General features: G+C 49.8%; 7 protein-coding genes and 1 tRNA gene. 4 read left to right on the top strand and 4 right to left on the bottom strand.

What is annotated here, in order from left to right; translation table 11 throughout:
* Positions 1 to 15: 15 nt before the first annotated feature.
* The 3 genes from ACYVC2_RS31725 to ACYVC2_RS31735 form a co-directional block, all read right to left on the bottom strand.
* Positions 16 to 1,410: a bifunctional UDP-3-O-[3-hydroxymyristoyl] N-acetylglucosamine deacetylase/3-hydroxyacyl-ACP dehydratase gene (locus ACYVC2_RS31725; RefSeq protein ID WP_461109621.1), complete on the bottom strand. Its 1,395-nt coding sequence runs from the start codon at positions 1,408 to 1,410 to the stop codon at positions 16 to 18.
* A gap of 51 nt (positions 1,411 to 1,461) precedes the next feature.
* Positions 1,462 to 2,490, bottom strand: coding sequence for a UDP-3-O-(3-hydroxymyristoyl)glucosamine N-acyltransferase (gene lpxD / locus ACYVC2_RS31730; RefSeq protein ID WP_461109623.1), 1,029 nt, complete (start codon positions 2,488 to 2,490; stop codon positions 1,462 to 1,464).
* Positions 2,491 to 2,655: 165 nt separating this feature from the next.
* Positions 2,656 to 3,915, bottom strand: coding sequence for an HD domain-containing protein (locus tag ACYVC2_RS31735; RefSeq protein WP_461109625.1), 1,260 nt, complete (start codon positions 3,913 to 3,915; stop codon positions 2,656 to 2,658).
* Positions 3,916 to 4,042: 127 nt separating this feature from the next.
* Between ACYVC2_RS31735 and ACYVC2_RS31740 the strand changes: the two genes are divergently transcribed.
* Together ACYVC2_RS31740 and ACYVC2_RS31745 are read left to right on the top strand one after the other, a co-directional pair.
* Positions 4,043 to 4,116: transfer RNA gene (locus tag ACYVC2_RS31740), tRNA-Ile, on the top strand.
* A 348-nt stretch (positions 4,117 to 4,464) separates the two neighbouring features.
* Positions 4,465 to 5,541 carry a T9SS type A sorting domain-containing protein gene (locus ACYVC2_RS31745; protein ID WP_461109627.1) on the top strand — a complete coding sequence of 359 codons (1,077 nt, stop codon included), beginning with the start codon at positions 4,465 to 4,467 and terminating at the stop codon, positions 5,539 to 5,541.
* 19 nt (positions 5,542 to 5,560) lie between these two features.
* On the opposite strand, the gene ACYVC2_RS31750 is transcribed toward ACYVC2_RS31745, so the two are convergent.
* Positions 5,561 to 7,138, bottom strand: coding sequence for a choice-of-anchor Q domain-containing protein (locus ACYVC2_RS31750; protein ID WP_461109629.1), 1,578 nt, complete (start codon positions 7,136 to 7,138; stop codon positions 5,561 to 5,563).
* Between the two features lie 419 nt (positions 7,139 to 7,557).
* Here ACYVC2_RS31750 and ACYVC2_RS31755 point away from each other — a divergent pair, with 419 nt between their 5' ends.
* Both ACYVC2_RS31755 and ACYVC2_RS31760 read left to right on the top strand, forming a co-directional pair.
* Positions 7,558 to 10,560 carry a glycoside hydrolase family 3 N-terminal domain-containing protein gene (locus ACYVC2_RS31755; protein ID WP_461109750.1) on the top strand — a complete coding sequence of 1,001 codons (3,003 nt, stop codon included), beginning with the start codon at positions 7,558 to 7,560 and terminating at the stop codon, positions 10,558 to 10,560.
* The gene (locus tag ACYVC2_RS31760; protein ID WP_461109631.1) at positions 10,557 to 11,012 is read left to right on the top strand and encodes a DinB family protein; all 456 of its coding nucleotides are present in this window, start codon (positions 10,557 to 10,559) and stop codon (positions 11,010 to 11,012) included. The genes ACYVC2_RS31755 and ACYVC2_RS31760 overlap by 4 nt, the downstream gene beginning before the upstream one ends.
* The last annotated feature ends 34 nt before the right edge of the window (positions 11,013 to 11,046 follow it).

Genomic DNA, 11,046 nt, shown 5'->3' on the forward strand with positions numbered 1-11,046 from the left:
TTCATTGTTCATTATTCATTTTTTTCTTACCAGGCTGGCAATCATATCGGCTTCGCACACCAGTTGGTTGCTTACGTAACCCCGTCCCTGCATCTTTACAATACCCCGTTTCATGGGCGACGTAAACTCACAACGGAAGATTACGGTGTCGCCTGGCAGAACGTTGCGCCGGAAGCGGCAATTCTCGATCCCGATCAGATATGGCCAGTAGTTTTCAGGATCAGGAACAGTGCTAAGTACTAGAATTCCACCGGTTTGCGCCATCGATTCGAGCTGCATAACCCCCGGCATCACCGGATTTCCGGGAAAGTGACCGGGAAAGAAAGGCTCGTTCATGGTCACGTTCTTAATACCCACCACGCTGTTTTCGTCCAGTGCAATGATCTTGTCGATCATCTGAAACGGATATCGGTGGGGCAGCAGTTGTGAAATCCGGTTGATATCCAGCACGGGCGGCTGCGTCGGATCGTACTGCGGCACCTGATTGGCCGCGCTTTTCTGAATCAGTTTTTTGATTTTTTTGGCGAAGGCTACGTTGGCCGCATGGCCTGGCCGGGCAGCCAGAATCTGCGCTTTGATGGGTCGGCCGATCAAGGCCAGATCACCTACCACGTCGAGCAGTTTATGCCGCGCCATTTCATTGGGGTGGTGCAGCTTAATATTATTCAGAATGCCTTCCTGCTTGTTTACGCTCACCTTCGGCTTATGCAGCAAGTCGGCCAGGTAATCTAGCTCACCATCCTGCACATCGCGGTCGACGATCACGATCGCATTGGTCAGGTCTCCGCCTTTGATCAGATTCTGTTTATAGAGTGCTTCGAGTTCATGCAGAAACACAAACGTCCGGCTACTGGCGATCTGATCAGGAAACTGGCTGATGTCATTCAAGGAAGCATGCTGGCTGCTGATTACCCGTGAATTATAATCGACCATAACCGTCAGGCGGTAATCGTTCAGCGGCAGAGCAGCCATTTCAATGTCTTTCTCGGCATTCCGGTAATGGACATACTCGCTTACTTCGAAGTAGTTGCGGGTGGCGTTCTGCTCCTCGATACCCGCGTCGCGCAGAGCGTCGATAAACTGAATCGAAGAACCATCCATAATTGGCGGCTCCGGTCCGTCAAGCTGAATCAGGACATTGTCTAACTGTAAACCAACCAGTGCCGCCAGTGTATGCTCGACCGTATGAATCCGCGCTCCGCTCTGTTCGATGGTGGTGCCGCGCGAAAGATCGACAACGTTATCCACATCCGCATCCACAATCGGCTGACCCGGCAGATCAACGCGCTGGAATTTATAGCCGTGGTTGGTCGGAGCGGGCAGAAAGGTCATCGTTGCCGAAACACCCGTGTGCAAGCCTACTCCCGATACCGAAACGGCTTTTTGAATCGTCTGTTGTTTGGTATTCATTATCAGTTGATAATCGTCAGTAGAGAGTCGATGTAAGTAAGCTTCTGACGACTATTTTTCATTTTTCTTTTCCAACTTCGTTACGCGCTGTTCCAGGTCGGGCAAACGCCGGAAAATGGCCAGTGAACGCATGCTTTCTTTCAATCCAAAAGCGGGCGAACTATTGATCGAGGTCCCTTCTTCGGATATGCTTTTCCCCACACCCGACTGGGCCCCCACTTTGGTACCATTGGCAATCGACAAGTGCCCGGCAAAGCCAACCTGACCCGCAATAACACAGTTGTCGCCGATTTTAGTAGAGCCCGATATGCCTGTCTGGGCCGCAATGACGGTGTTTCGACCAATTTCGACGTTATGACCGATCTGGATCAGGTTATCCAGTTTAGCTCCCTGGCGGATAATCGTCGAGCCCATCGTGGCGCAGTCGATCGTCGTATTCGATCCGACATTGACCCAATCCTCCAGGATGACATTCCCTAGCTGAGGAATCGTTTTGTACGTTCCGTCGGGCTGAGGAGCAAATCCGAATCCTTCACTGCCAATAACGGCGTTAGGATGAATGACGCAATGCCGGCCAATAACGCAGTTGTCCAGAATCCGGGCACCGGCATGAATGATAGTGTTATCGCCAATGCGTACATTGTTGCCAACATACGCCTGCGAATAAATCTTGACGTTCTGCCCGATCTGGCAGTTGCGGCCGATATAGGAAAACGCTCCGCGGTAGATCTGTTCACCCACCTGGCTGCCTTCACCGAGGTAAGACGGCTGCTCGACGCCCACACGCGAAAAAATCAATTGCTTATGGTATTCTTCAAGGAGACGCGTAAACGCCGAGTAGGAGTTTTCGACAAAAATCAGTGCAGAAAGAACCGGCTTTTTGGGCTCGAACGACCGATCGACAATCACCGCAGAAGCCTGTGTAGTGTACAGATGCGGTTCATATTTAAGATTCGACAGGAACGAAATGTCTCCTGGTTTCCCTTCCTCGATTTTGGCTAATCCGGTGATTGCCAGTGCATCATTTCCGGCGACTTCGCCCCCCAGCAGTGTAGCTATCTGCTTGACTGTAAACTTCATATACGTATGACGGCCGTCGCAAAACACTCGTTAGCAACGAGCGATTAGGGCGCTAAGGTAACTAACAAATTGCACTTTTCGTATAACATTGCTTGAAATAGTTTCCTGCATTGACCCGACAAACACCGTAGCGATTGAATCGACTATCGGCCCCACAGCGTCCATTCAGAAGCTAACCGACTGCGGAAGGGGTATGCCCTTGGCCCAACAGACGTAGTATCGACGAACAATATTGGTCAGTACCTGAATATTCGACAGGTCGGAGGCATCGGCAATGTCGATGACACGACCCGTTTTCAGCTTAATCGCAATCCGATCGCCGGAAGGTAAATAAGCGGCATTGGTTGCCTGCCCTTCGACCAGAAAATAGCCCATGATCTCATCCGGAACCCCCGCCCCACGCAACTGTTCCTCCAGTTCATTCAGCAGTTCGCCCGCAAACGGTTCCGTCGACAGAATGATCTTGAATAATCTTCGGTCAAGCAGCATCTGGCAAAGCGTCGACAGAACCAGGTCTGAGTGCTGCGCCCACTGCTTGATGCAGGACCAGACATCGAAGTCATCCAATTTTGTGAAGGCATCCAGGTAGATACGCTTAGTCTGAAAATCGGTCAGCGAAACGCTTTCCCGCAGAAAAAGCTTAAAGGGTTCGGGCGCGTAAACGGGTTCGAAACCAGCCTGCCGGATCAGAAACCGCGCCCGGCGCAGAATCTGAATCAGCATCGACTCACAGCAGATCGAGGTTTTGTGCAGATACACCTGCCAGTACATCAGCCGCCGGGCGTTCAGGAAGTTTTCTACGCTTAAAATGCCCTTCGCTTCCACCACTAGCTGGTCGTCGACCAGATCGAGCATCTTGATTATCCGTTCGGCACCGATGGCTCCTTCGGCCACGCCCGTATAATAGCCATCGCGGTTGAGGTAGTCCATGCGGTCCATGTCCAGTTGACTCGAAATGAGCTGATGAAAGAAGGGGCGCTCGTAGGTGCCTTCAAACATGCGGATGGCCAGGGTTAACGCCCCCTTGAACTGCCCATTCAGCTCATGCATCAGCATCAGCGAGATCTGCTCATGCGGTACGTCGTCGAGGAGACAGCATTCCAGCACGTGCGAGAACGGTCCGTGTCCGACGTCGTGCAGGAGAATAGCGATCTGAGCGGCCTCACACTCATCGCTGGAAATAGCATGGCCTTTACTTTGCAGGGTGCTCATGGCCTGCCCCATCAGGTGCATGGCTCCCAGCGCGTGATGGAAGCGCGTATGCAACGCACCGGGATACACGTATTCCGACAGCCCTAACTGCTTGATCCGCCGAAGCCGCTGAAAATATGGATGTTCGACCAGATCGAAGAGCAGATCGGTCGGAATCGTGATAAACCCATAAACCGGGTCATTCAGGATCTTTTTCTTGTTGGGCGATGCCATTGAACAAAGATACCGGACAGGATTCAGAGAATTGACAGGATTTTCGCTGGATAATTCGCCCCGTCTTGTAATCCCGCAGAAAAAGCTATAAATTTGCCCTGCTGAAATCAAGCAATTGATCAGCAACGGGCTTGTAACTCAGTTGGTTAGAGTGCCTGACTCATAATCAGTAAGTCGCAGGTTCGAGCCCTGCCTGGCCCACATTACTAATCAAGCACTTACAAAGAAATTTGTAGGTGCTTTTTTTATTGGTTTATCCAATTCGCACCGTACGTATTTTAGTGGGTGTTACTCAAGACAATTAGACCACTTATATAAAAAGCTTGTTTACACATCTTGTCACCTTATCTTCCGTTTGTTGACAAAAGCCCCACACTGTCTACAAGGCAATTTTAGGGTATTAGTCTTAAGCAGTAAAACCGGTAAGGCTTCGGATTCCTGCAAAACCTGTAAGAATAGCCTAAATGCTAAATGAACTCCATTTCTAATAGTAAAAGTCTGGCTATTTTTGCCCCGATTATACGTTAATACTGCTCCTCTACTTTTAACATGACGAAACTCTACGCTATATTAATTGGGCTTCTTTGCCTTCTGTTTAGCTTAAATACCTTTGCTCAGCGGGGGTCTGATGCAGCCATTATCAGTCGGGACCTTGCTCCAGCTCCTCTAGACAATGTTGGCTCTGTCTTTTCAATGACCTTTACGATTGGCAACAACGGAGTTGTAGCTATAAAAGGCGACAGGGCAGCTAACAAAATGGGATTCGTTATTTGCTTAACTTCTTATTGCACATTTAATGCAGTCAATCCTGTGGATGCAGTGTCTGGTGAGTTACTAAATTATTTTGATGTGACTTATAATTCGTTTTCTGGATGTATTGAGGGCATACAGAAAAACATACCTATTGAACCTTCGACTAGCTTTGACATAGTCATTTCCGCCAAAGTGACTCGTGCCTCTGAGAATACATACATAAATACGATTGGCGCAGCCTGTGGTGTAACTGGCGCTGCTTCAGCGAATCCAGAGCCACTTGAGAACAATTTCACCACAATTCTTACCCATACGACAGGTGTGTCGCTACCGGTTTCATTAGTAAACTTCACCGTTAAAGCTCAGGAGAATTACACTGCTCTACTTGACTGGAGCACTTCCTGGGAGCAGGCGAACCAGAAATATGTAATCGAGCGCAGCAAAGACTTGGTCCGCTTTGAAGCAGTCGGTGAGGTGAGTGATGTAGCAGGCACCAGTAACAGCGTTAATTCATATCGATTCATTGATGCTAATCCTTACCGAGGCACCAGTTATTATCGTTTGCGGCAGATTGATACCGATGGCAGCAGCAAGACCTTCGCTGCTAAGTCAGTGATCATTGATGGGCGATATGGAGTATATCCAAACCCTACCATGAGCAATGGTATCTTTACACTGCAACTGGATGAGCCTGACACGGCCCAACTACATCTGTATTCAGGCATTGGAGCAGAACTACGTCTGACGCGAAAAGTAGTTGGTGAGCAGGAAGTACAACTCAGACCTGCTGTTAATTTAATTCCCGGTCTTTATATCTTAGAGGTGCAGGAACGGGGAGCAGTCCGCAAACATCGTCTTATCGTTCAACCGTAGAGCGATAACTTTATTAAGTTCACTGCTGAAAATACTCGATCTTATCGGCATCGGTGTTGTTTTCCAGATTAGTTTCGCCACCGCCCTCGACTGTAGCGCTCATGCTCAGCGTTCCAGCTGTACTCGCTGGGGCCAACATACCCGTTAGTCCGATCGAACGGAGATCACCACCAGTGATGGATTGACTGGTACTGAGTACATAGTAGTTCGGATTGGTGCTATTGAGAGTCCAGTTGCTGTTTTGTACTGGCTTGTCACCAACTCTGGTTAGACTATTATCAAAACTCAAATTTACTTTAGGGTCTTTCGTAATACGAACAATTATATTCCCATTAGTAGGTGTCTGAGTAATATTAAATACATCTACCACCAGTGTCAGGCTATTATTGGCAATTCCGGGCCGGGCGTATAACACAGGGGTTAAGTCAGCATAAAGACCCGTTTCGAAGGCTCCGATATCAATACTTCCGTTTTGTATCCTCAAGCTACCTGCTAGATCGGTGGTGGGTCCATTGGCAGTCGTGTAACTCAGGCTATTACCTGCATTGATAGCTGGAGAACTCGGCTGGAGACGGAAATCGTTTCCAGCGGCATTGACAAATATGGGATTTATTTTTAAGATTGGGCCGAGTGGGAATAAGTTAGTTACACCTGGCTCGAGCAAACAATTGCTAGCATATGTAATACCAGAAACATCGTTAGCGATAGCATCTTCTCCTCCATTATCCCACTCAATACAGTTCATCAGTGTAGGAAAGCTACTATTGAAGTTATAGATCGCACCGCCTGAATTTACCAATTCCTGGGCTGAGTTATTAACAATCGTGCAGTTAAGGAACGTAGGTCTAGCTTGTGTAGCGTTGTAAATTGCCCCACCAAGACCTTGCGACAGATTAGCCACTAGCAAACAATTGATGAATTGAGGATTGCTGTTGTAGTTGTATACTCCTCCCCCTCCTCCCCCGGCTCCAGCTCGATTATCCTTAATGATGCAGTTCACTAGTCGGGGGCTACTGTTGAGGTTATAGATACCTCCTCCTGAACTACTACTAACACTTTGTCCGCTGGCATTGCCCTTAGTAATAGTAAAGCCATCCAAAACCGCGCTATTATTCAGGCTGGAGGTATAAATAACATGATAAGTGTTATCAGAATAGTCATTGAGGGCGCCTATATCACCTGATAGAATAGTAGGCTGCAGAGCTGGATTGCGGTTAGACATCGTCCCCGACCCATCAGCAGGAAATCCTCCGTAAATAGCAACCCCATTTCTCATGATGAAACTAATGGTGCGATCGGTGCCAGTGGTAGGCTTGTAAGTGCCTGCCGCTACCCAAACCTGATCATCGGTGCCCGACAGAGAACTGATTGCGCCTTGGAGATCGGTGGTGCTCGTGGCCCAACTGATTGCTGTGTTTGGATCTGTATTAGTGCCTGTTGTTGAAACGTAACGAATGTTCTGAGCGGAGATCGGTCTTACCCATACAAAAAGAAAAATGGCCAACAGATTTACAGTCTTCAATAATGTAGGGACTATTAAGGATTTGATTACGAGGACAGGTTGTTGGGTGTACTTCATAAAAGAGAAGAAGGTCATTTTATTCTTAGGTTTCAGTCTTTTTGACCGCTTACCTACAAGGCCGCTATAAATATAATGGATCAGCCTATAGAAAGACCTGCTTGAGAATCAAGCCACAGACAGTCCAGAGTATGGCAGAATCTTTTTATGAATGGTTGCCAATGGACCTCCTATCGAAAGGCTAATTTGTTTTATTTGATCACATGGCCTCTGCTCACTATTAATAAGCTATTGGCTATTCCCTATTAATCAGCTGAAAAACAAGCCGTAAAGAGTTATCAATCAGCCATTCCACTCCCATCGCTGTTACTCCTAAACCTGCATTATTATCGCTTTCCTGGCCATCGGTAATCGAACCAATTCATCCGGTAGCCGTTTCGTAGACTCAGGCGATAGTTTTTGTATTTTTGACGCTTCACGACCTCATGCATTTATCTATGACCTTCGGCCGGTCCATTTTATTCGCTATTTTCAGTGTTTTGCTCTTCACAACGGCTTTTGCGCAAACAACGCCTACGTTCCTTCAACTCAATGCCCGCCAGAACTGCTGGGTCGATTCGGTGTTTACGAATATGTCGCCCGATGATCGCATTGCCCAGCTGATTATGGTAGCGGGCTATTCGAACCGGAAACCCGCTTACGAAGATTCACTGTTGAACCTAATCCGCACAAATAAACTGGGTGGAGTGGTTATGTTTCAGGGCGGCCCCATGCGGCAGGCCCAACTGACCAACCGCCTGCAGGCAGCCTCGCCCGTACCGCTCCTGATTGCGATGGATGCCGAATGGGGTTTGGCCATGCGCCTGGACAGTACGGTTCGGTATCCCTACCAGATGACATTAGGAGCCATTCAAGGCAATGATTCGCTGTTGTATCAGATGGGAGCCAGCGTGGCCCGGCAAGCGCGTCGGTTGGGTATGCAGGTCAATTTTGCCCCAACGGTCGATGTAAATAACAATCCGAATAATCCAGTCATCAATTTCCGGTCGTTCGGTGAAGACAAATATGCCGTGGCCCGAAAAGCCCTCGCCTATATGCGCGGCATGCAGGATAACCAGTTGCTGACTAGCCTGAAGCATTTTCCAGGCCACGGCGATACAGGGACCGATTCGCATTACGACCTGCCGCTCATCAGCAAAACCCGTGCTCAGCTCGACTCACTGGAGCTATACCCATTCCGCGAACTCATCAGGGCCGGTGCTTCGGGGGTGATGGTTGCTCACCTGAATATTCCGGCGCTCGACACTACCCGCAATCGTCCGTCTACCCTGTCGCCCCCTATCGTTACGAACCTGCTTAAAGATGAGTTAGGCTTTCAGGGTCTGGTCTTCTCGGACGCCATGAACATGAAGGGCTTGACCAAATATTTTCCGTCGGGGCAGGCCGACGAGATGGGGATCGAAGCGGGCCTCGATGTGCTGGAATTTACCGAAGATGTTCCGGCCGCTTTGGCCAAAATTAAAGTAGCCGTGGCAACCGGACACATCAGTCAGGCTTCGCTGGATGCCCGCTGTTTGAAAGTACTGCGGGCCAAAGCCTGGGCTGGTCTGGATCAGTACAAACCCATCGTGCTGGACAATCTGGTGGACGACCTTAACCAGCCCAAAGACGATCTGCTCAACCGCAAACTCACCGAAGCCAGCCTGACGGTGCTCAAAAATGATCGGAATCTGCTACCCCTACAGCGGCTGGATACGCTCCGCATTGCCTCGGTGTCTATCGAAAGCGATAAGATCACAGCTTTTCAGCAAATGGCCAGCAATTATACACAGGTCGATCATTTTAACCTGACTTCCAAAACCCCGGATTCCACGCTGGCGACTCTGCGCGATTCGCTTAAGAACTATAACCTGATTCTGGTGGATGTCCACTTGAACAACATCCGTCCAACGGCAAAATACGGCATGCAGGCCCGAACGGCGGCCTTGGTAAGCGAGTTTGTAGCAACTGGCAAGGCTGTCGTTACGGTATTCGGAAATGCATACGTTTTAGATAAACTGACCTTTCCGATGGATACGGTCCAGTCTACTCGCAGCATCGAGCAGGCGCGGGCCATTGTGATGCCGTATCAGCTCACGAATTATACGGAAGAGTTGGCGGCTCAGCTGATTTTTGGGGGAATCGGAGCATCGGGTAAACTACCGGTCACGGTCAACCAGCGGTTTCGGCTGGGGGATGGATTGTCCGTTCAACCCAATGGCCGCATGAAATACACTATTCCGGAGGAGGTGGGTATCGACAGCCGGTATCTGGCGCAACAGGTCGATTCGCTGGTCAATGTAGGACTTACGCAACGGGCATTTCCGGGTTGCGTGGTGCAAATGGCCCGCAACGGTAAAGTAATTTTCCGCAAAGCGTATGGAAACCATACCTACGATGCCTCGCTGGGTGCCGAACCCAAACCGGTTCAGCTGGATGATTTATATGATATGGCGTCGGTTACCAAGGTCAGTGCTTCCACGCCCGCGCTGATGCGGCTGGTTGATGAAGGAAAGTTCAACCTGAACGGTAAAATGGCCGATTACTTACCCGATTTCAAGAAATCGAACAAAGCCAATCTGGCGTGGCGGGATGTACTCACACACCAGGCCCGGCTGAAAGCCTGGATAGCATTCTGGATGGACACTAAAAATCCGGATGGCACCTGGAAGCCTAAAACCTTCAAACCTGAACGCTCCAGCCGGTATCCGATCGAGGTAACCGATAGCCTGTATGAGTTCCGGCGGTATCCGCAAACGATCTTTGAGCAAATCCGCGACTCGCCCCTGAACGCGAAAAAAGAGTACGTTTACTCCGACCTGTCGTTTATCCTTTACCCACAGATCGTCAAGCGGTTAACCGGCGAAAACTTTGAAGATTACCTCAAAACGACCTTCTATCGACCGCTGGGAGCCAGCACGCTGACCTTCAAACCCCGTCGGTTCTATTCCCTCGACCGCATCGTTCCGACCGAATACGATTCGCTGTTTCGGAAGACGCTCATCTGGGGGCGCGTTCATGACGAAGGCGGGGCCATGCTCGACGGCCTGTCGGGGCACGCGGGTTTGTTCGGTACAGCCAACGATCTGATGAAGGTGTACGAAATGTACCGACAGAAGGGTAGCTACGGTGGGCAGCAATTTATCTCGGCCAAAACCATCGCCGAGTTTACGCGCTACCAGTTTCCGGAGTTAGGCAACCGGCGCGGACTGGCCTTCGACAAACCATCGTTCACGTATACGGGCAACGCGCCCCGCTCGGCAACGAAAGCCAGCTTCGGGCATTCAGGGTTCACAGGTACGTTTGTGTGGGTCGAGCCCGATCCGGCTTATAACCTGACTTACGTCTTTCTGTCCAATCGGGTATATCCGACCCGAAACAACAATAAAATTAGTACCTTGAACACACGAACGAATATTGTAGAAGCTCTTTATCAGGCAACGAAGCGTGGCATCCAATGAAAGACTACCTGATTCAGTTACTGGATTACGAACTCTGGGCAAATATGCGGGTTATCGACGCGCTCGACTCCGTCCAGAATCCGCCAGCGCGCGCAGTGGCCGTAATGGGGCACGTGCTGGCGGCTCAGCATGTCTGGTACGGCCGCATGGCACACGAGTCGGTATTTGTGTCAATCTGGGAAGATATTCCGGTCAGTTGGATGAGTGAAACCGCCGAGCGACAGCATCGACAGATCAGCAGTTATGTGTCGGGATTGACGGAAGCGGAATTGAGCCAACCCATAGACTACGTAAACGCCCAGGGTACACCGTATCGGGATTTACTGATCGATCTGCTCACGCACATGAGCCATCACGCAGCTTATCACCGCGGGCAGGTCGTACAGCTCATCCGACCGATGCTCAGCGAAGCACCCGTAACGGACTACATTGTCTGGAAGCGGGGCAAATAAGTACCAACCAAAGCCTCACCTAAACCTATGATAG

It is taken from the genome of Spirosoma koreense (genome assembly GCF_054777875.1).